Source organism: uncultured Tateyamaria sp. (genome assembly GCF_947503045.1).
Lineage (GTDB): Bacteria > Pseudomonadota > Alphaproteobacteria > Rhodobacterales > Rhodobacteraceae > Tateyamaria.
In genome coordinates, this window is the sequence record NZ_CANNCF010000002.1 from 402,697 (window position 1) to 423,647 (window position 20,951).

Below are 20,951 nucleotides of genomic sequence, written 5' to 3' on the forward strand. Positions count from 1 at the left end.
TATATCCATTTCAGGAGGCCGCATCATGCCCGACCGCAAACTCTACCTCGGCCCCCTGACCGACAACCGACGCTGGGACATGGTGGATGTCCGCCCGGACGACGTGTTTGTCGTCACCCCACCGAAATGCGGCACCACGTGGATGCAGACCATCGTGGCGCTGCTGTTCGCAGGAGATCCGGAGGTTGAAACCGAGCTGTCCGTCAGGATGCCTTGGGTCGACATCCGTATCCGCGAACTGCCCGAAATCGCCGCCCGCCTTGCCGCCATGACCCATCGGCGCAGCATGAAAAGCCACACGCCGATGGACGGGTTTCCGCTGCATGATCAGGCCCACTATGTCTGCGTCTTCCGCCACCCGCTGGATGCGCATTTTTCGTTCCGCAAACACGTGCGCAACCTGCCCATGTCGTGGTTTGACCACTGGTATCCCGAGGACGATCCCGACGGCATCGCCTTTCGCCGGTTCCTTGACGGCGGGGCCGAAGGGTTTGATACGGACGCCATGCCGCTCGCGCATATCATCCGGCACTACGAGGCCGCCACCGCGCTGGCCGACCGGCCCAACGTGTCACTTTTCCACTACGCCGACATGAGCCGCGATCTGGCAGGAACGTTCGCGCGGTTGGCCGAGCTGCTTGATATCTCCCACCCGGCCCACATCATGGATCAACTGGTGCAGGCTGCGACCTTTGATCATATGAAGGCCAACGCGGAACGCTATGCCCCATCAGGGGGCAAAGGGTTCATGAAATCGGATTCCGATTTCTTTCACAGCGGCACCAGCGGCAAATGGGCGGGCAAACTGAGTGAGGCGGAACTGGCCGCCTATGACGCCATGATGGACGACCACCTGACACCACAGGACCGCGCGTGGCTGGAATACGGCTCAGCCGGACACGCGACCTGAGGCAACGCCACGGCGCGGATTACTCCGCCGCCGTCGCACTCGGGTTGTTGGGATGGGTTGTCCAGTTGGCATAGTCCGGCTCCACCACGTTGCCCGTGCGCGGATCAACTGTGCCGGGCGCCATCGCTTCCATCGTGATGCAATCCTCGACCGGGCAGACATTGACGCACAGGTTGCACGCCACGCATTCGCCATCAATCACCTCGAACACACGGCCCTCGGACATCGAAATCGCCTGATGCGAGGTGTCTTCGCAGGCCGCAAAACAGCGCCCACACGAAATGCAAAGGTCCTGATTGATCTTGGCCTTGGCCACGTAGTTCAGGTTCAGGTACTGCCAGTCCGTCACATTGGGCACCGCGGCACCCTGAAAATCTGCGACGCTGGTGTGGCCCTTTTCATCCATCCAGTCCGACAGGCCGCTGATCATCTCCTGCACGATCTTGAAGCCATAGGTCATCGCCGCCGTGCACACCTGCACATTGCCGCAGCCAAGGGTGATGAATTCCGCCGCATCGCGCCACGTGGTGATGCCGCCGATTCCCGAAATGGGGATACCCCGTGTCTCCTCACCGCGCGCGATTTCAGACACCATCGACATCGCGATGGGCTTGACCGCAGGGCCGCAATAGCCCCCGTGCGATCCCTGCCCGTCAATCGACGGCTCGGGCGACATCGTGTCGAGATTGACAGATGTGATCGAGTTGATCGTATTGATCAGGCTGACCGCATCCGCCCCGCCGGCCTTGGCTGCTGCGGCTGGTTTGCGGATATCGGTGATGTTGGGTGTCAGCTTTACGATGACCGGCTTGGAATAGTACTGCTTGCACCAGCGCGTCACCATTTCGATATATTCGGGCACTTGGCCGACAGCGGCGCCCATGCCGCGTTCGGACATGCCGTGCGGGCAGCCAAAGTTCAGCTCGATCCCGTCCGCGCCGGTGTCTTCGACCAGCGGCAAAATGGCCTTCCACGCCGCTTCCTCACAAGGCACCATGATCGAGACGACAATCGCGCGGTCCGGGTAGTCAGCCTTCACGCGCTTGATCTCTTCAAGGTTGGTGTAAAGGTCACGATCCGTGATCAGCTCGATATTGTTCAGTCCCAAAAGACGGCGATCTGCGCCGTAGATCGCGCCATAGCGTGGCCCGTTCACGTTGACGACCGGCGGCCCTTCGGAGCCCAGGGTTTTCCAAACAACCCCGCCCCAGCCCGCCTCGAAGGCGCGGCGGACATTGTATTCCTTGTCCGTCGGCGGCGCCGAGGCCAGCCAGAAAGGGTTCGGGCTTTTGATGCCCACGAAGTCACTTGTAAGATCAGCCATTTGATTGCTCCCTTGACGTGGCGTTCATACCGCCGCCCCTGTCAAACTCTCATGAATATCCATCGCCGCATCGCGCCCTTCGGCCACGGCTGTCACCGTCAGATCATCGCCGCCCGAGGCACAATCCCCCCCGGCCCAGATTCCATCAACAGATGTGCGCCCGGCACCGGTCACCGCGATCTTGCCTTGGGCGAGGTCAGGCAGGCCCTCACCTACCAGCAACTGGCCAATGGCCCGCAACACCTGATCGGCGGCTACGCGCACGGTCTGCCCGGTGCCGCTCATATCCGGGTTCACATATTCGAATTCAATCTCGCGCACCGCGCCATTGCCGTGCATCGCGCGCGGGACCACGTGGGTCATGATCCGCACCCCTTTCGAGGCGGCCAGATCCTGTTCGAACACACTTGCGTTCATGCGGTCCCGACCGCGGCGATAGGCCAGCGTGACGTTGAGTGCGCCCAGCAGTTTGGCCTGCACCGCCGCATCCACTGCCGTCATGCCACCGCCAATCACAACCACATCACGCCCCACCGGCAGCGTGGTCAGGTCCGAGGTCTGGCGCAGGTCAGCGATGAAATCCACCGCATCGCGCACTCCGTCCTTGTCGCCACCATCAATGGCCAACGCGTTCACTCCGCCCAGACCCATGCCAAGAAACACGGCATCATAATCGCCCTTCAGCCCCTCCAGCGTCACATCGCGCCCCAGCGCCGTGTCATGCTGCAAGCTGATCCCGCCGATGCCCAGCAACCAATCCACTTCGGCCTGGGCAAAGCCTTCGGGGGTCTTGTAGGCAGCAATGCCGTATTCGTTCAGCCCACCGGGTTTGGGGCGCGCATCCATGACCACTACTTCATGACCCAGCATCGCCAGCCGATGGGCGCAGGCCAGACCCGCAGGGCCCGCACCGACAACAGCCACTCTCTTGCCCGTTGCCGCCGCGCGGGTGAACGGATGGACACCCTTGTCCTGCAGATGATCAGTGGCATAGCGCTGCAACTGCCCGATCAGCACCGGCTTACCCTCGGCCTTCTCGCGCACACAGGCCTCTTCGCACAGGGTTTCGGTCGGACAGACCCGGGCACACATGCCCCCCATGATGTTCTGGGACAGGATGGTCTTGGCCGCCGCATCCGGGGTGCCGGTCGCGATCTGGCGAATGAACAAGGGGATATCGATGTCCGTCGGACAGGCAGTAATGCAGGGCGCATCATGGCAAAAATAGCAGCGATCCGCCGCCACAAGGGCCTCATGAGCGTCCAATGCGGGATGCAGATCGGAAAAGTTCTCCGCGTATTCCACGTCGTCCAAACGGCCCGCCGCCAGACCCGGCGTTAAAGGAGAGTGCGTCATATGTGCTCCAAAGCAACAACTGTTTCTTGGTAAAACGCTCTCACAGACACATATTTTTATCAACTGGTAAAATTATTCAAACACAGCCAATTTTGTGCGCTGCTTAAAGAAGCGGCAAGTTGCCACTCCCCCGAATTCGTCTCAAAAAACTTGATTTGTGTCAGAATCCAGCCATCTTGAAAGTGCTACATCATCTATCGAACTGCTCCTATCGGCTCAGTCATTCGATCACATGACGACGCCAAGCTGCCGCATAGTGCGGGCAGGACGAAACGAGGAGTTACGACGATGGCCAACGGCACCGTCAAATGGTTCAACACAACCAAAGGCTATGGTTTTATTGCGCCCGAGAGCGGCGGCAAGGATATTTTTGTCCATATTTCCGCTGTGGAACGCTCCGGCCTGACCGGTCTGGCCGACAATCAAAAGGTCACTTACGAACTCGAAGCGGGCCGCGACGGGCGCGAAAGTGCCGTGAACATCGCGCTGGTCTGAGAACCCGCACCAGTCACATCACATCCAGGGGGCGGTGCATCAAACATGCGCCGCCCTTGTTGATTCCCTGTTTAAAAACATCCCGGGGAGTCGCGCCAGCGACAGGGCAGAGCCCCTCACAAAATGGCGTCGCGCAGCGGCCTTGGGATCAAGGTGCGTCCCAGTCGACATCGCCCGCCTCACCAATCACCAACCGCCCCTCGGGCCAGGGCAGCATCAATGCCTTTGCCGCCTCCAGATCGTCGCCCATCCAGACGGGCAGATCATCCCGCTCCAAAAGCACACCCATTCGGTGATGGATCGGCGCGACATCGGCATTGGGCGCGCAGGTCACCGCAGCCACCTGCGGCACAAGCAACCCACCGGGCGCCGTCCAGACATCCGTGATCGCGGCAAAGTACAAAAACCCGCCGCCTTTGGGCGCAATCCGCCAGGCCGTCTTGCGGCGTTTTTCACCGGTCCATTCGTACCAGCCATTGACCGGGATCACCGCCCGGCCCACGCCATCAAAGGCGGACTTGTCAAAAACCGATTCGCTGCGTGCGTTGATAATCTGCTCCATCACCGGGCGGCCACGCGCATTTACGCGGCCCACGGGCACGATGCCCCAGCGCATGCGGCTCAGACCCCCGTCAAACACCACGATCTCCTGACCCGGTGCGATGTTGTGGCGCGCCGGTTCGTTTTCCACCGCACCCGCCGGGACGCCCAACGCATCCGACAAGGCGCCCATCGTATCGCTCAGAAAGAAACGGCCCGGCACGTCATTTCACCCGGGTTACAAGGTCCAGCACCGCAGGGCCCAACCCTTCGACAATGCGCACGACACCTGTCGCATTGGGATGAATGCCATCCGCCTGCATGAACTCCCCAAGTGACGCCGGATCGACGCCCGCGCCCCCAAGGCCCTCGAAAAAGCTCTCGGCATAAAGGATGCCATAGGCCTCGGCGAGGTCAGGATACATCCCGTCAAAGGCCAACTTGTACTCGGGTCCGTAATTGCCCGGGGCCTGCATCCCCACCAACAACACATCGACCCCGGCCCGATCGGCCGCCGCCAGAATACCATCCAGATTGGCACGGCTCACCTCTGGCGCGAGCCCACGCAGCAGGTCATTTCCACCCAGCGTCACGATCAGCCCGTCCACATCCGGCGTCAGGGTCCAATCCACCCGGGACAACCCGCCAGCGGTCGTATCACCAGACACACCTGCATTGATCACGGTCACATCCTGACCCTGATCCTGCAGCCAGCGTTCAAGTTGCGGCACAAATCCCTGCTCGGCAGGCAGGCCGTAACCCTGGGTCAGACTGTCGCCCAAGGCCGCAATGGTCACCCCTTGCGCCCACGCAATACCTGGCCACAAAATCAGAACAATCACACCCATTGCCTTGCTCATGTCGATCTGACCTCCATATGACCTCATACCAGACAATAAAGGCGCTTGTTGATGTCCGATCCAGTCCTGTCTCTAAAAAATGCGGCGCTTAGTCTCGATGGCAATGCCGGGCGGGTCGATATCCTGCACGGGATCACCCTCGACATCGCGCGCGGTGAGACGGTCGGCCTTGTCGGCCCCTCGGGGTCCGGAAAGTCCTCGCTGCTGATGATCATGGGCGGGCTTGAGCGCGCCACGGGCGGGTCCATCCACGCCCTCGGTCAGGACCTCACCGGCATGAACGAGGACGCGCTGGCCCGCTTTCGGCGCGGCCATATGGGCGTGGTGTTCCAGTCCTTTCACCTGATCCCAACGATGACGGCGCTTGAAAACGTGGCAACCCCGCTGGAACTGGCAGGCGCACGGGATGCGTTCGAGCGGGCCGAAGCGGAACTGGAGGCCGTGGGTCTTGGCCACCGCGCCGGCCACTACCCCAGCCAGATGTCCGGGGGCGAGCAACAGCGCGTGGCCCTCGCCCGCGCCTCTGTCACCCGGCCCGAAATCCTGCTGGCGGACGAACCGACCGGCAACCTCGACGGGGCAAATGGCAGCGCCATCATGGACCTGCTCTTTGATCTGCGCGACCGGCACGGGGCCACACTGGTGCTGGTCACCCACGCGCCCGAATTGGCGGCCCGCTGTGACCGGGTGATCCGGCTCGCCGATGGCGCGCTCGAAACCGACATCAAGGCCGCCGCCGAATGAGCCTCAAAAATTCGGCCCGATTTGCGGCGCGCGAATTGCGCGGTGGCTTGCGCGGTTTTCGCATCTTCCTCGCCTGTCTGGCCCTTGGCGTGGCGGCCATTGCTGCGGTCGGCTCGGTCCGTTCCGCCATCGAGGCTGGCCTCGAACGCGAAGGGGCCGCCTTGCTTGGCGGCGACGCCGAGCTTGATTTCACCTACCGCTTTGCCACACCGGAGGAGCGTGCGTGGATGACCGAGGTTGCCACCGACGTCTCCGAAATCGCTGATTTCCGCTCCATGGCCGTGGTTGATGGGCCAGACGGCGCCGAACGCGGCCTCACACAGATCAAGGCCGTCGATGGGGTCTACCCTCTGATCGGCACCGTCAAACTGACGCCTGATATCCCGCTCGACCGCGCGCTCAGCATCCAAAACGGCCTGCCCGGGGCGGTGATGGAGCGGGCGTTGATCGACCGGCTGGGACTGAGCGTCGGCGACACCTTCCGCCTCGGCACGCAGACCTTCACCCTCAACGCCGAACTGACCCACGAACCCGACAGCGCTGCAGGGGGCTTTGCGCTGGGTCCCCGTACCATAGTGCTGCGCACCAGCCTTGAGAACGCGCAATTGCTGGCGGCAGGCACACTCTTTTCCTCCAAATACCGCCTGACCCTGCCCCCCGGCACTGATCTGGCCGCCCTCGAAAGCGACGCGCGTGCACGGTTCGAAAACAGCGGCCTGCGCTGGACCGATGCGCGCAACGGCGCGCCGGGTGTGTCGGAATTTGTTGACCGGTTGGGTGCGTTTCTGGTGCTTGTGGGCCTCTCCGGCCTTGCCGTGGGCGGGGTTGGCGTGTCGGCTGCGGTGCGCGCCTACCTTGCCGAAAAGACCAGCGTGATTGCCACCTTGCGCACATTGGGGGCCGAGCGCAGTACCATATTCCAGACCTATTTCATCCAGATCGGCACCCTGTCCCTGCTTGGCATCGCCATCGGCCTCGCGCTTGGCGCGTTGCTGCCGGTTGTACTCGCCCCGATCATCGAGGCGCGGCTGCCGATCCCGGCCAGCTTCGCAATCTATCCCGGTCCGTTGATCGAATCCGCAATCTACGGGTTGCTCACGGCCTTTGTCTTCACCCTCTGGCCGCTGGCCCGGGCCGAAGACGTGCGCGCCGCCACCCTGTTTCGCGACGCGCTGGGTACCGCGCGCCTGCTGCCCGCCCCGCGCTACCTGTTCTGGATTGGCGCGGGCCTTGCGGCGCTGATCGGGCTGGCTGGCCTTTTCTCTGGCACATGGTGGCTGACACTCTGGACGGCTGGCGGCATCGCCTTTGCACTCGCGTTGTTGGCCATCGCGGCCACCGGCATCCGATGGCTGTCGCGCCGCGCCGCCCCTCGGGCCAAGGGGCGACCCGCGCTGCGCTGGGCCCTGGGCGCGATTTCGGGCACCCGCGAAGGGGCGGCTTCGGTTGTCCTGTCGCTGGGCCTTGGCCTGTCGGTGCTGGCCGCCGTCGGGCAGATCGACGGCAACCTGCGCAACGCGATCTCGGGCAACCTGCCGGACGTCGCCCCCAGCTATTTCTTTGTCGACATCCAACGCGACCAGATGGCGGGCTATACCGAGCGGTTGGAAAGTGACGCCGCCGTCAGCCGCATCGACAGCGCGCCCATGCTGCGCGGCATTGTGACCCAAATCAACGGCAAGCCCGCCAAGGAGGTCGCAGGCGATCACTGGGTGATTTCCGGCGATCGCGGGCTGACCTATTCCGCAAAACCATCCGAAAACACCCGTATCCTGGCAGGGGAATGGTGGCCCGAGGACTATACCGGCCCGCCGCAGATCAGCTTTGCCGCCGAAGAGGCCGAAGAGATGGGGATCGGCATCGGCGATACGCTGACAATCAACATCCTGGGCCGCGACATCACCGGCACCATCACGTCCCTGCGCGAAGTCGATTTTTCGACCGCAGGCATCGGCTTTATCCTGTCGATGAACCCAAGTGCGCTGCAGGGTGCGCCACACACCTTCATCTCGACCGTTTACGCCGAAGAAGACGCCGAGGCGCAGATCCTGCGCGACATCGCAAACGCCTATCCCAACGTGACCGCCATTCGGGTGCGCGACGCCATCGACCGAGTGGCCGACGTGCTGGCGGGGCTGGCGGCGGCGACCTCCTACGGGGCGGCGGCGACGCTGGTGACGGGGTTCCTCGTGCTGATCGGTGCCGCGGCCGCAGGCACGCAGGCGCGCACTTACGAGGCGGCTGTGCTGAAAACACTTGGGGCCACGCGGCGGCGCATCCTGATCAGCTTTGCCACCCGCGCCGCCCTCTTGGGTCTCGCCGCCGGGGCGGTGGCGCTGGCGGCGGGCATCGCCGGGGGCTGGGCCGTCAGCAACTACATCATGGACACCGATTACACCGTCATCTGGCCCTCCGCGCTCGCCATCATCATCGGCGGCGTCACGGCAACCCTGATCGCAGGGCTTACCTTTGCCTGGGGCCCGCTGGCGGCACGCCCCGCACAGGTGCTGCGCGGGCGCGAATAAGCCGCGTTGCGGGGGCCAGCCCTGCATGCGAGTTTGCGCCGACCCACGGAATCACGAAAAGGCCCGACCGATGACCGACCAGTTGCCCATGCCCGTCACAGCGCCTTTGACCCAGGCCCAGAAAACCCAGCTGATCAACCTGATCCGCCGCGCCGCCAGGGCCGAGATCATGCCGCGTTTCCGCACCCTGGATGCAGGCGAGATCGGCACCAAAAAGGACGAAAACGATCTGGTCACCGCCGCCGACACTGCGGCTGAGGCGATGATCACACGCGGGCTGCAAATGGCCTTTCCCCATGCCCTTGTGGTGGGGGAAGAGGCGGTATCCAAGAACCCTGACCTGCTCAAAGGCATCGCCGAAGCCGAGCTGTGCTTCATCATCGATCCCGTGGACGGCACCTGGAACTTCGCCAAGGGCATGCCGCTGTTCGGGACGATCATCGCGGTCTGCCGTTTTGGCCAGCCTGTTCTGGGGTTGATTTATGACCCGGTCGGGGACGACCTGATTGTCACCGACAACACCTCGCCCAGCGTCTGGCAGACCCGGACGGGCCGGCAACGCCCGATCCGCACAGCCGACCCCAAGCCGTTGGATCAACTGCAGGGCTATTTGCACATCCGGATGATGCCCCCCGCAGACCGTGCGCTGATGTGGTCCAAAGTCGGCGTGCTGGCCTATGTGGGCACCCTGCGCTGCTCGGCCCATGAATATCGCCTGCTGGCCACGGGCGCGATGGACTTCATGCTGTCCGGGCACCTCAATTGCTGGGATCACGCGGCGGGCGTGCTGCTCTGCCAGCAGGCGGGTGGAAAGGCGGCGATGATCGACGGGTCGCCCTATGATGCGTCCCTGACCTCGGGTTACCTGCTCAGCGCCTCGTCCGAGGCCGTCTGGGACAGCGTCGCCAGCCACTTTGCAGACCTCGCATCAGATTCATGACGCCGTGGTTCTTTGGCTATGGCAGCCTCGTCAACCGGGCCACGCACGACTACCCGCAGGCCCAGATCGCGACCCTGCACGGCTGGCGGCGCATCTGGGTGCGCACCGCCCTGCGCGATGTGGTGTTCCTGTCGATCCACCCTGTGGCTGGACACAGCATCGACGGGCTGATCGCTAGCGTGCCCAACGCCGACTGGGCCGCGCTCGATCAACGCGAAAGCGGCTATGCGCGCATCGACGCCACGGACCAAGTCGCCCACGGCGCCCCGGCCAGCAGCATCGCGGCCTATCAGGTGCCGCCCGACCACCAGCGCAAGGGTGGCGATCACCGCATCCTGCTCAGCTATCTCGACGTGGTGGTCCAAGGCTTTGTGCGCGAATTCGGCGAGGCGGGGGCCGCCAGCTTCTTTGAGACAACCGACGGCTGGGACACGCCCGTCTTTGATGACCGGGCCGCCCCGCTTTATCCGCGCGCGCAGGACCTGACAGCTGAGGAACGGGCGCTGACGGATGTGCTACTTGCGCAGGTTCAGCAACGACAATAGCCGCCCTTCGCGGGCAAACTGGTCGCGCGGGGCATCCGCAGTCCCGCCCGCCGCAATCACCCGCAGCGCCAGAACCCAGGCGATGACGCCAAACAGCACCCCCGCCAGCGCCTGACCCACCAGCACGCCAGGCGCCCCGAACAAGACAGCACCCAGCCAGACCATCGGCACCATGGCCACCGTATTGCGCCCCCAGTTCATGCCGGTCGAATAGAACGGATGGCCGAGGTTGTTGAACGCCGCGTTGCTGATGAACAGTACCCCGTTGAAAAAGAACAACAGCGCCAGCGGACCACAGAACAGATACACCAGATCACGGGTGATGCCCGTGGCCGAAAACAGATCCGCAATCGGCCCACGCAGGGCAAACAGCACCACCGAAATCACCACGATCACCACAGCCGCAAAGATCAGTGCCGCATTGAACCCGGCCCGGACCCGGTCGTATTTGTGCGCGCCAAAGTTCTGGCCAAGGATCGGCCCCACCGCCCCTGACAGTCCAAAGATCACCGCAAAAGACACGGGCATCAGACGGCCCACAATGGCCATGCCCGCCACCGCCTCAAGCCCGTATTGCGCCATGGATCGCGTGACGATGGCCTGCCCCACGGGGGTGGCAAGTTGGGTCAGAATGGCCGGAAACCCAATGCCCACAAGCGGGCCAAAGTCGCGCAACATCCCGCGCAGATCAGGGCGGGGAAAGCCGCCGTGATGGCGCAGGATCGGCAGCACCGCCGTCAGCCCGATCACAACGCGCGCCGCGACCGAGGCCAGCGCCGCACCGGTCAGATCAAGGCCCAGACCAAAGATCAGGATCGGGTCTAGCACCGCATTGACCCCGCCACCGTAGATCGTCGCCATCATCGCCCGGCGCGCATCGCCGTGGGCGCGCAGGATGCCGCCGCCCATCATGCCCACCACCAGAAATGGCAGAGACGGAACAATGATGCGCAAATAACTCTCGGCCATCGTTGCCGTCTCGCCCTCCGCCCCGATCCACGCCACGAACAGCGGCACGTTGATCCACACAAAGGCCGCGAAAACCACACCAAACCCGACGCCGTAGATCAGCCCATGGGTGCTGCGCGCGCGGGCCTCGTCCTCATTGCCCGCCCCAAGCGAACGGGCGACAAGCGCGCCCACCGCAATCGCCATCCCGATGGAAAAGGAGGTGGTGAAAAACAGGATCGACCCGGCATAGCCGACGGCGGCGGCCAGTTCGGCCTTGCCCAGCATCGAGATGAAAATCATGTCGATGAAATCGACCAGAAACACCGCCGTGATGCCCAGTGCCGAGGTCAGCGACATCACCGTCACATGACGAAACAGCGATCCGGAAACGAACTTGGCCTGTGCGTCAGCCATGGGTCCGTCTCTTCTCTGATTTCAAAAAATCCCCCCCGGAGGGCCGATCAAAGCCAACGCTCCGGGGGCAGCAGGTCACCGCGCCTTGACCACTTGCAAAAGCGGCATGAGGGCAGCCATATCCGGCCCGTGCGCCTGCCCCGTCAGCGCCTTGCGCAGTGGCATGAACAGGCCCCGCCCCTTGCGCCCACTCGCCTCTTTGACCGCGCCAGTCCAGGTCGACCAGGTGTCAGCCCCAAAGGGCGCCTCGGGCAGCATCGCCATGGCCTCGGTCACAAATTCCCGGTCCTCATCCTCGATCACCGGCTCGGCACCATCACGGCACAATGCCCACCACGCATCCAGATCCTTCAGCGTCTCGATATTGTCGCGCATCACGGTCCAGAACGCATCGGCGGTGTCACCGGGCACGCCGATGGCGGCAATGCGGTCGGCCACGGCCTCCAGCGGCTGGGATTGCAGATATCGGCCCGTCAGCGGGAACAGGTCGGCCACATCGAACTTGGTCGGGGCCGAGCCAAAGCGCGAGATATCAAACCCCTCGATCAGGGCGGCCATGTCAGTGCGCAACTCGATTGGATCGGACGAGCCAAGACGCGCCATCAGCGACAGCAGCGCCATCGGCTCCACCCCCTGCTCGCGCAGATCGCGCAAGGCCAGCGTGCCCAGACGTTTGGACAGCGCCTCGCCCTGCGGGCCGGTCAGCAGCGAATGGTGCGCAAAGCGTGGGGCCTTGCCTCCCAACGCCTCAATGATCTGGATTTGGGTCGCGGTGTTGGTCACGTGATCCGAGCCGCGCACCACATCCGTCACACCCATCTCAACGTCATCCACCACCGACGCGATGGTATACAGCACCTGACCGTCCTGACGGATCAGCACCGGGTCAGAGACCGAGGCCGCATCAATGCTGATATCCCCCAGAATACCGTCCGCCCACTCGATACGCTGTTGATCCAGCTTGAAGCGCCACACGCCCGTGCCACGCTCGGCGCGCAAGGCATCCTTTTCGGCCTCGCTCAACTCCAGCGCGGCGCGATCATAGACCGGCGGCTTGCCCATGTTCAGCTGTTTCTTGCGCTTGAGGTCCAGCTCGGTCGGCGTCTCGAACGCCTCATAGAACCGACCGTTCGCGCGCAGTTGATCGGCGGCGTCGTGGTAGCGGTCCAGCCGCTCGGACTGACGCTCGACCCGGTCCCAGTGCAGACCCAACCACTCCAGATCAGCCTTGAGCGCGTCGACATAAGCCTCTTTCGACCGCTCCGGGTCCGTGTCGTCGATACGCAGAATGAACGTCCCGCCCGCCTTGCGCGCGATCATGTAATTCATCAGCGCCGTGCGCAGGTTGCCGACATGGATGTAGCCAGTTGGGGATGGGGCGAAACGGGTGGTTGTCATGAATGCTCTCCGGGCTCTTGGCCCTGCCTTGTCATAGGGGCACCGCCTTGTCCAGTTTTGCCCACCTCAGGGGGTGGCGCGCACCGGCCAATAGGTGCCAAGATCCTTCAGGCCGGCCACCACCAACTCGGCCAGAACCTCGGTGTCCACACGCGCAAGTTGGGTGATATAGAGACAGGATTTGCCCTTGCTGTGCGGCCCCAGCCGCTCAAGGATCGGTCCGAAATCGGTGTAACCCGGCATGATATAGACCGATAACTTGGCCTTGCGCGGCGCGAATCCTGTCGCCATCCACGTGCCGCTGCGGCCCGAAGCATAGGTGTAGTCATAAGCCCCGTATCCGACGATCCCACCGGTCCAGACCACCGGCGTAAAGCCCGTGGCCTTGCGAAACAGGGCATCCAGTGCGATGGCCTCGCTGCGGCGATGCTCTGGCATGACACCCTCAACCCACTCCGGGAACGGCACATTTTCGACCTTGGTCTTCTGGCTCATCTCCCTATCCCCAAAAAAATCGATAATTTTTGCGTGATGAGCCGTGACCGCGACAAATCAACGCTATGTTAAAGGCATCTGGCAACAAGGATAGCACCCATGTCGACATCTCCCAAATTCTCCCGCCGCACTGCCCTGATGGGGGCCGCAGCCCTGCCTTTGGCCGCGGCCACCGCCACCTCGACCCGCGCCGCAGCCCCGATGCTGGGCGTCGCGCAGGAAAACTTTCGCCGCGTCAAGGTTGGCAGCTTCGAGGTCACAACGCTGCTGGCCGGAACGCGTCCCGTCGAAGATCCACACAAGATCTTTGGCCTCAACGTGGACGAAGAAACGTTCAACTCCGTCTCGGCCGCAGCGGGCCTGTCCACCGCCGCTGCGCAGTTCTTTTTCACCCCCACGCTGGTCAACAACGGCTCTGAACTTGTGCTGTTTGACACCGGTCTGTCCGGGGCGGGCACGGTCGCGGCCATCGAATCCGCGGGTTACACCGCAGATCAGGTCGACAAGGTGGTGATCACCCACATGCATGGCGACCACATCGGCGGCATCTCGACAGATGGCACGCCGACCTTCGCAAATGCAGCCTACGTCACCGGGGCCGCCGAATTCGATGGCTGGACGGGCAGCGGCAACGAGAACTTCGAGGGCAAGATCGTGCCGCTGGCCGATCAGTTCACCATGCTTGACGATGGCGGATCGCCCGCCTCCGGCATCACCGCAATGGCCGCCTTTGGCCATACGCCCGGCCACATGGCCTATATGGTCGAGGATGGCGGCACGCAGCTGGTGATCGGCGCGGATTTCGCCAACCACTACGTCTGGTCGCTCGCCCACCCCGATTGGGAGGTCCGCTTTGACATGGACAAACCCGCCGCGGCCGCCACGCGCAAGCGCATGCTGGACATGATGGCGACCGACCGCACGGCGTTCATCGGCTATCACATGCCATGGCCCGGCATCGGCTATGTCGAACGCAATGGCGAGGGCGGCTATCGCTACGCCGCGCACAGTTATCAGCTGATGCTCTGACCCTTTGGCCATGGCGCCGGACCTTGATGCCTTTGCCGCCATGGCCGCTGACGCGGTTGCAGAGTTTCCCGCCCCCTTCCGCGTCCACGCCCTTGAGGTGACAATCCAGGTCGAGGAGTTGCCACACCCCGACATGCTGGCAGAACTGGGCGTCGAGGATCCGCTGGACCTCACCGGGCTTTACGATGGCACGCCATTGCCGCTCAAATCCCCGACCGATCCGTCCCCCTATCCCGACATCGTCTGGCTGTTTCGCAAACCCATCCTTGATGAATGGGAAACGCGGCCCGGCATTTCCCTGCCGCAGCTTGTCACCCACGTGGTCGTACACGAATTCGCGCATCATTTCGGCTGGTCCGATGCGGACATCGCCGCCATCGATCCGTGGTGGGAGTGAGGGGCGCGGGCTAAAGCCTGCCCGCAGCCTCCAGCCGGTCCCACGCATAGGCGAGATAGGTGCGGCTGAACGAGTGCCCGCCCTCAAAGGTGCAGAATTCCAGCACATCACCACTTGCGTTGTCCTGCCGCGCGCAGTCCATATTTTCCACGGTCACGTCTGTGGCCGGACCAAAGTTACCGGCGCTGCGATACATCGCCAGCACCTCCATCACATCGCCCTGTTTAGTGGGGCCAATGGCGCGCCCGCCTATCGGCACGGTCCGATCGGTCGTACCATGGATATGGATGACCGAGGCCGGTGCCGCGCAAGCCGCAGGCGGGCCTTGCCAGAACGTGCCTGACACCGGCGCAAATCCCGCAAACAGATCCGGGCGCTGGCAGGCCAGTTCCCATGTCACCATGCCCCCGGCGGAAAAGCCCGACATCATGATCCGCTCAGGATCAATTGCAAATCGCGCCGCTGCATCCGCAATAACCGCCTCGAAATAGGCCATCTCGAGCGCCCCGGTTGATGCCATATCGCTGGGCGCGCCCGGAATGTCCCAATCGTCCCGCGCCGATTTGGGTGCGATCAGGGCCAGCCCCATATCCGCCACCATCCGCCGCAGACCCATGTTGCGCATCACGCCCCGGGCCGAGCCGCGATAACCATGGGCAAAGACGATGGCACCCACGGAGCCACTGACCCCCTCGGGCATCGCGATGCGGTAGTGGCGTGCGCCGATCTCGCAATTCGTATCGGGCCCGCAGGCCAGAACAGGCAATCCAAAAACCAGCAAGGCAAAAGCCAAGGCAAACCGCATGAACGCACCCTCTATCAGCAAAAGAACCAGCACGCCCATGGACCGCACAGCGCGGCGCGGGCACAAGTCACATCCCCGTGTAAGCGCGTCTCAGCTGGGTTCGCGCCAGCGGTTCACGATGGGGTAACGCCGATCCAGCCAGAACGCCCCCTTGGTCAATCGCGCACCGGGCGCCGACTGAAAGCGTTTGTATTCACTGAGATAAATCAGCCGCTCGATCTTGCGCGCAACCTCTTCCTCGAACCCGGCGGCGACGCAATCGGCGATGGCGCCGTTGCGATCCACAAGGATTTCCAGCATCGCATCCAGATCGGGATAATCGGGCAGGCTGTCACTGTCTTTCTGATCCTCGCGCAGCTCAGCACTCGGGGGCTTGGTGATGATCCGCTCGGGGATCACCTCACCGGCATTGCCCATCATCCAATCGCGATGATTGGCATTGCGCCAGCGGCAGGTCTTGAACACGCGGGTCTTGTAGAGGTCCTTGATCGGGTTATAGCCCCCCGCCATATCGCCATAGATCGTGGCATAGCCCACAGCCACTTCGGATTTGTTGCCAGTGGTCAACAGCATCTCGCCAAACTTGTTGGACAGGGCCATCAGCAAAAGGCCGCGAATACGGCTCTGGATGTTTTCCTCCGTCAGGTCCGCCGCCAACCCGTCGAACAGGGGCGCAAGAGTGGCGGTGACCGCCGCGCGGGTCTCTGAAATCGGGACATAGTCATAACGACAGCCCAGCGCCTTGGCACAGGTCTCGGCATCTTCCAAAGAATGGGGCGAGGTATATTCCGACGGCAACATCACACAGCGCACATTGTCCGGGCCCAAAGCGTCCGCCGCAATGGTCGCCACAAGGGCCGAATCCACGCCCCCCGACATGCCCAAAAGCACCTGTTTGAACCCGGTCTTGGCGCAATAATCGCGCAGGGCGGTGACCATCACACGGTAATCCTGCTCCCAGGCATCGGGATGGGCGGCCTTTTCGCCCTCGACCACGCGCCAGCCATCGGACGTGCGCTCCAGATCGACATGGGCGACCACCTCGTCAAAGATCGGCAATTGCACGGCCAGCTTGCCGCCGGGGTTCAGCGCAAAGCTGCCCCCGTCAAACACCTGATCATCCTGTCCACCCACCATGTTGAGGTAGATCAGCGGCAGGCCGGTTTCGACCACGCGGGCAACCATATGGTTGATGCGGGTGTCGAACTTGCCCCGGTAATAGGGTGATCCGTTGGGGACAAGCAGGAACTCGGCCCCGGTCTCTTCGAGCGTCTCGGCCACATCCGGATGCCAGGCATCCTCGCAGATCGGGCTGCCCACGCGGGTGTTGCCAACGGAATAAGGCCCACCCAGCGGACCTGCATCAAAAATGCGCACCTCGTCAAACACGGTCTCGTTGGGCAAATGATGCTTCAGAATGCGCGAGGCGATCTTGCCGCCCTTGCAGATCAGATAGGCGTTGAACAGCTCGGTCCCTTCGGCCCAGGGACAGCCAATGGCAAGCGCCGGGCCATCGGCACACTCTTCCGCCAGCGCCTCGACCGCGCGCATGGCCGTGGCGTGAAACGCCGCTTTCATCACCAGATCCTGCGCGTTGTACCCGGCGATGAACATCTCGGGCAGCGCCACCAGATCAGCGCCCGCGTCCTTGCCCACTTGCCATGCAACACGCGCCTTGGCGGCATTGCCGGGGATGTCTCCCACGGTCGGGTTCATCTGTCCCAGCGTGATGCGGAATGTATCGGCCATCTCGGCGCTCCTTCAAATCTCATACGCGATGTAGCAGAAAGCAGGGCCGAGGAAACCCACCGGGCGACACCTCTGCCTTGGTCCCCTTCTCTGATTTCAAAAAATCCCGGGGGGAGTCGCGCCCGCGCGACGGGGGGCTGGCCCCCCGCCCACGCACGGGGCCGGGCGCAATCCTCAACTCTTGGTTAAGGCCATTGCTCCCCGCCGCCCCCTGTCCTACCCTTCGCGCGCCAGCCGTGTATGGGCTGGCCACGAATCTATGAGGTTGTTCATGTCCTTGCGCAGTTTGATCTTCTGCCTTGCCCTGTTGCCGGGGGTTGCTCTGGCACAGTCCGATGCAGTGCTGACCAAGCAATATGACGATGGCGGCATCTACGAGGGCACGTTCCGCGGCGGGTTGCAGCACGGGGAAGGCACCTACCGCCTGCCCAACGGCTATGAATATACCGGCGCGTGGGTCGACGGCGAAATCAAGGGCGAAGGGGTTGCCCGTTTCCCCAACGGATCAATCTACGAAGGCAACTTCTCCAAAGGCAAACCGCACGGCTTTGGCAAGATCACCTTTGCCGATGGCGGCACTTATGAGGGCGACTGGGACACCGGCGCGATTGTGGGCAACGGCGTCGCACTCTATGCCAACGGCGTGCGCTATGAGGGCGCGTTCCGCAATGCCAAGCACCACGGCAAAGGCGTCATGCAATCCCCCGGTGGCTACGAATACAAGGGCGACTGGGTCGATGGCGTCAAACAGGGGATGGGCGTGATCACCTATCCTGATGGCGCGGTCTATGACGGCCAGATCGAAAATGGCGTGCGCCAAGGCACCGGCACGCTGACCATGCCTGACGGGCTGGTCTATGTCGGCCTCTGGAATGCAGGCCAGATCGACGGCAAAGGCACCCTGACCCAACCCAATGGCGACGTCTACGAGGGCGATCTGGTCTCGGGCCGCCGCGAAGGCAAGGGCCGGGTCACCTATTCCAACGGCGACGTCTACGAGGGTGACTTTGCCGATGACCGCCGCCACGGGCAGGGCACATTCATCGGCAACGATGGCTACACCTATATCGGCCAATGGGTCGAGGGCCAGATCGAGGGCCAGGGCCGTGTCACCTACCCCGACGGCGCCGTCTATGAGGGCGCGTTCAAGGACGACCTCGCCGATGGCGTGGGCAAGATCACCTATACCGACGGCTCCACCTACGAAGGCGACTGGGTCGCTGGCGTGATCGAAGGCACCGGCAAGGCGACCTATCCCAACGGCGTCGTCTACGAGGGCGGCTTTCGCAACGCGCGCAACCACGGACAGGGTGTCATGACCTATGCCGATGGCTATCGCTATGAAGGCACCTGGAGCGACGGCCAGCGCGACGGCACCGGCACCGCAACCTATCCCGACGGCACGGTCTATACCGGCGCATTTCTGGATGGGCAGCGCCACGGCACGGGCAAGATCGTGATGGCCTCGGGCTTTGTCTACGAAGGCGACTGGGTGCGCGGCGAAATCGACGGCCAGGGCGTGGCCACCTACGCCAATGGCGACATCTACGAAGGCACGTTCAAGAACGGCAAACGTCAGGGCAGCGGCACGATGCGCTATGCCTCGGGCGAAGAGGCAACCGGCGACTGGGACAGCGGCGCGCTGAACGAGGCCGCCGCCGAGGCCGAGGCCGAAGAAGGCACAGAAGGCGAAACGCAAGGCAACGACGGCTGATGCGCGCACCCGCGCGCGCGCTGGCCTGCACTCTCTTCGCACTCGCCGCCACGCCCGCATGGGCCGACTGGCAATTCCTCGACAGTTGGGCCGACCCGATCCAGAATTTCGAAACCCGTGCGGCGATGATCACCAATGCCGAGGGTTATCAACTCCACCTCTACCGCAACCCCGTGGGGCGGGTGTATGCGCTGATCACACTGCCCGAGGGCAGCCCCGATCTGGTCCTGACCGGCCCCGTGGCCACCCTGACCCCCGAAGGCTTCGCATCCAAAGAGATCGAGGCACAGGACGAACGCGGACGCGTGGTCGAATACGCCATCAGCACCGGACGGGCCTTGCGCGACCGGCTTTGGCATGGCGAGGGGCAGGCCCCCGCCTTCGGCACCTTCCACGACCTGCTCGAGGCCCCCAGCCTCAGCGTGACGCTGAACCTCGACGGTGGTGCCGCCGCCACGACCACATGGAACATGGACAGCGCGGCCAAACCCATCGCGCAGGCGCTCGGCATCTCCATGCGCGGCATCCCGGCTGGCGAAGAGTGGGAAGAGGCGGCATCGCAGGCGATGCTCGCCGCGATGACCGCCTGCCAGTTCCCCAAGCTCGACGTGACCTGTGTTCAACGGGTGTCGACCTGCAGCCCACAGATCAGCGACGCGCGGGACATCGACGCATTCGACCGCTGCGTCGCGGCAAAAGACTGAGCCGCAGCGCTCGAACTACAGCCGCGACAACTCGCGCAGCAATCCACGCCGTGCCGCATCATTGGCCCGGAACGACCGGGCCTCGGCACGGGCCTGCCGCACCGCCCCCTCATACAGCTGACGGGCGGTGTTGACCTCGCGCGCGGCGGCGTTCAATTCGCGCATCAACCGGGGTGCCTCGCGCTGATAGCGGCGCATCATGTCCGCGATAACGCGGATGTTGGACTGCGCCAAAGCGACCTCATCGGTATCCGAGGCGAGGGTGATGATGCCCCCGGCCGCACCCAGCATTCGGGCATTCGGCGTCGACATCATTCCGGGCAGGCTGCCGACCCCGGTCACGGCATTGACCGCTGTGCCCGACATCACCGGCCCCGACGGCCCAAGGGCCGCATCCGCCCCCATCTGAATGGCAAAGATGCCCGCCGCAATCCCCAGCCCAAGGCCAAAAGAGGTCACGGTGATGGTCAGGCTCACTGCGGTGATCGCGACGTTCAGCACCCTCTGCGCCTGCGCCTCGGTCTCTTCGCGCCGGGCGCGACGCAATTCGTTATGCAGGTTGTTGAGGAACGCGATGTTGCGGCGCAGCAGCTTGTGCACCCGCTTCATGCGGCGCAGATAAACGCGCCCCAACCCCGCCCACAGGGTAAAGGCCCGCGCCCGCGCAAAGGCGCCAAAGCGGATATTGTCACGCTCCAGCACACCAAGGGTCAGCACATAGCGGCTATAGGCGGTCATGGCGGCGCGGCCATCACGGGCCTGCGCCGTCTCGATCCGGTTCCATTCGGCGTTGAACGCATCCTGCGCCCGCTCCAGCGCCTGCGCATCGTTGTGATATTCGTTCACATAGCGGCGGGGCAGCATCGACAAGGCACTGATCACACCGTTCTTTTCCTCCAAAGCGATGTTGGTGTCTTCGTCGATCGCGGCAAGATATCTCTGAACCGTCCGGTTCGCGATAAAGGCTTCGGCGGTGGCAAGGTCCATGGTCAAATCTCAACTTTTAATAGGCTTCTCAAATCACGACCCGGACAACCACAGAACAAACCATAGGGG

The 20,951-nt window shown here is 63.4% G+C and carries 20 protein-coding genes; 10 read left to right on the forward strand and 10 right to left on the reverse strand.

From position 1 onward, the window contains the following. The first annotated feature begins 25 nt into the window (after nucleotides 1–25). Complete coding sequence (locus Q1A89_RS10420; protein WP_299727307.1) at nucleotides 26–910, forward strand: sulfotransferase domain-containing protein; 885 nt, start codon at nucleotides 26–28, stop codon at nucleotides 908–910. A 19-nt stretch (nucleotides 911–929) separates the two neighbouring features. On the opposite strand, the gene preA is transcribed toward Q1A89_RS10420, so the two are convergent. Together preA and Q1A89_RS10430 are read right to left on the reverse strand one after the other, a co-directional pair. Further along, nucleotides 930–2,234: an NAD-dependent dihydropyrimidine dehydrogenase subunit PreA gene (preA, locus tag Q1A89_RS10425; RefSeq protein ID WP_299727309.1), complete on the reverse strand. Its 1,305-nt coding sequence runs from the start codon at nucleotides 2,232–2,234 to the stop codon at nucleotides 930–932. A gap of 24 nt (nucleotides 2,235–2,258) precedes the next feature. Continuing rightward, nucleotides 2,259–3,590 (reverse strand): NAD(P)-dependent oxidoreductase, encoded by a 1,332-nt coding sequence (locus Q1A89_RS10430; protein WP_299727311.1) that lies wholly within the window; start codon nucleotides 3,588–3,590, stop codon nucleotides 2,259–2,261. A gap of 288 nt (nucleotides 3,591–3,878) precedes the next feature. Between Q1A89_RS10430 and Q1A89_RS10435 the strand changes: the two genes are divergently transcribed. Further along, the gene (locus Q1A89_RS10435; RefSeq protein ID WP_299727313.1) at nucleotides 3,879–4,085 is read left to right on the forward strand and encodes a cold-shock protein; all 207 of its coding nucleotides are present in this window, start codon (nucleotides 3,879–3,881) and stop codon (nucleotides 4,083–4,085) included. 148 nt (nucleotides 4,086–4,233) lie between these two features. Here Q1A89_RS10435 and Q1A89_RS10440 read toward each other — a convergent pair whose 3' ends face one another. Together Q1A89_RS10440 and Q1A89_RS10445 are read right to left on the reverse strand one after the other, a co-directional pair. Next, on the reverse strand, nucleotides 4,234–4,848 hold the full coding sequence (locus Q1A89_RS10440) for an SOS response-associated peptidase (protein ID WP_299727315.1): 615 nt from the start codon (nucleotides 4,846–4,848) through the stop codon (nucleotides 4,234–4,236). A gap of 1 nt (nucleotide 4,849) precedes the next feature. Then, the gene (locus Q1A89_RS10445) at nucleotides 4,850–5,485 is read right to left on the reverse strand and encodes an arylesterase (RefSeq protein WP_299727317.1); all 636 of its coding nucleotides are present in this window, start codon (nucleotides 5,483–5,485) and stop codon (nucleotides 4,850–4,852) included. A 51-nt stretch (nucleotides 5,486–5,536) separates the two neighbouring features. On the opposite strand from Q1A89_RS10445, the gene Q1A89_RS10450 reads away from it, so the two are divergent. The 4 genes from Q1A89_RS10450 (at nucleotide 5,537) to Q1A89_RS10465 (ending at nucleotide 10,239) form a co-directional block, all read left to right on the forward strand. Next, nucleotides 5,537–6,229: an ABC transporter ATP-binding protein gene (locus Q1A89_RS10450; RefSeq protein ID WP_299727319.1), complete on the forward strand. Its 693-nt coding sequence runs from the start codon at nucleotides 5,537–5,539 to the stop codon at nucleotides 6,227–6,229. After that, complete coding sequence (locus Q1A89_RS10455; RefSeq protein ID WP_299727321.1) at nucleotides 6,226–8,754, forward strand: FtsX-like permease family protein; 2,529 nt, start codon at nucleotides 6,226–6,228, stop codon at nucleotides 8,752–8,754. Before Q1A89_RS10450 ends, Q1A89_RS10455 begins: the two co-directional genes overlap by 4 nt. A gap of 70 nt (nucleotides 8,755–8,824) precedes the next feature. Beyond that, entirely contained in the window at nucleotides 8,825–9,694 is an 870-nt protein-coding gene (locus Q1A89_RS10460) for an inositol monophosphatase (protein WP_299727323.1), read from the forward strand. Further along, nucleotides 9,691–10,239: a gamma-glutamylcyclotransferase family protein gene (locus Q1A89_RS10465; protein ID WP_299727325.1), complete on the forward strand. Its 549-nt coding sequence runs from the start codon at nucleotides 9,691–9,693 to the stop codon at nucleotides 10,237–10,239. The genes Q1A89_RS10460 and Q1A89_RS10465 overlap by 4 nt, the downstream gene beginning before the upstream one ends. On the opposite strand, the gene Q1A89_RS10470 is transcribed toward Q1A89_RS10465, so the two are convergent. The 3 genes from Q1A89_RS10470 to Q1A89_RS10480 all read right to left on the reverse strand — a co-directional run bounded on the left by Q1A89_RS10470 (nucleotide 10,210) and on the right by Q1A89_RS10480 (nucleotide 13,497). Continuing rightward, the gene (locus tag Q1A89_RS10470; RefSeq protein ID WP_299727327.1) at nucleotides 10,210–11,604 is read right to left on the reverse strand and encodes an MATE family efflux transporter; all 1,395 of its coding nucleotides are present in this window, start codon (nucleotides 11,602–11,604) and stop codon (nucleotides 10,210–10,212) included. The two genes, Q1A89_RS10465 and Q1A89_RS10470, sit on opposite strands and share 30 nt — an antisense overlap. A 75-nt stretch (nucleotides 11,605–11,679) precedes the next feature. Next, the gene (gltX, locus tag Q1A89_RS10475) at nucleotides 11,680–13,002 is read right to left on the reverse strand and encodes a glutamate--tRNA ligase (RefSeq protein ID WP_299727329.1); all 1,323 of its coding nucleotides are present in this window, start codon (nucleotides 13,000–13,002) and stop codon (nucleotides 11,680–11,682) included. Between the two features lie 66 nt (nucleotides 13,003–13,068). Further along, a complete protein-coding gene (locus tag Q1A89_RS10480) occupies nucleotides 13,069–13,497 on the reverse strand; it encodes a DUF1801 domain-containing protein (protein WP_299727331.1) in 429 nt (142 codons plus the stop codon). Nucleotides 13,498–13,596: 99 nt separating this feature from the next. On the opposite strand from Q1A89_RS10480, the gene Q1A89_RS10485 reads away from it, so the two are divergent. Next, nucleotides 13,597–14,526 carry an MBL fold metallo-hydrolase gene (locus Q1A89_RS10485; RefSeq protein ID WP_299727333.1) on the forward strand — a complete coding sequence of 310 codons (930 nt, stop codon included), beginning with the start codon at nucleotides 13,597–13,599 and terminating at the stop codon, nucleotides 14,524–14,526. A gap of 10 nt (nucleotides 14,527–14,536) precedes the next feature. Next, nucleotides 14,537–14,923 (forward strand): metallopeptidase family protein, encoded by a 387-nt coding sequence (locus tag Q1A89_RS10490; protein WP_299727335.1) that lies wholly within the window; start codon nucleotides 14,537–14,539, stop codon nucleotides 14,921–14,923. Nucleotides 14,924–14,933: 10 nt separating this feature from the next. Here Q1A89_RS10490 and Q1A89_RS10495 read toward each other — a convergent pair whose 3' ends face one another. Both Q1A89_RS10495 and Q1A89_RS10500 read right to left on the reverse strand, forming a co-directional pair. Continuing rightward, entirely contained in the window at nucleotides 14,934–15,728 is a 795-nt protein-coding gene (locus tag Q1A89_RS10495) for a prolyl oligopeptidase family serine peptidase (protein ID WP_299727337.1), read from the reverse strand. A 90-nt stretch (nucleotides 15,729–15,818) separates the two neighbouring features. Continuing rightward, a complete protein-coding gene (locus Q1A89_RS10500; protein ID WP_299727339.1) occupies nucleotides 15,819–17,477 on the reverse strand; it encodes an NAD+ synthase in 1,659 nt (552 codons plus the stop codon). A gap of 271 nt (nucleotides 17,478–17,748) precedes the next feature. Between Q1A89_RS10500 and Q1A89_RS10505 the strand changes: the two genes are divergently transcribed. Together Q1A89_RS10505 and Q1A89_RS10510 are read left to right on the forward strand one after the other, a co-directional pair. Then, a complete protein-coding gene (locus Q1A89_RS10505) occupies nucleotides 17,749–19,191 on the forward strand; it encodes a 2-isopropylmalate synthase (protein ID WP_299727341.1) in 1,443 nt (480 codons plus the stop codon). Next, nucleotides 19,191–19,895, forward strand: coding sequence for a hypothetical protein (locus tag Q1A89_RS10510; RefSeq protein ID WP_299727343.1), 705 nt, complete (start codon nucleotides 19,191–19,193; stop codon nucleotides 19,893–19,895). The genes Q1A89_RS10505 and Q1A89_RS10510 overlap by 1 nt, the downstream gene beginning before the upstream one ends. 15 nt (nucleotides 19,896–19,910) lie before the next feature. Here the strand turns inward: Q1A89_RS10510 and Q1A89_RS10515 are convergent, their stop codons facing one another. Next, nucleotides 19,911–20,882, reverse strand: coding sequence for a hypothetical protein (locus Q1A89_RS10515; RefSeq protein ID WP_299727345.1), 972 nt, complete (start codon nucleotides 20,880–20,882; stop codon nucleotides 19,911–19,913). Between the last annotated feature and the right edge of the window lie 69 nt (nucleotides 20,883–20,951).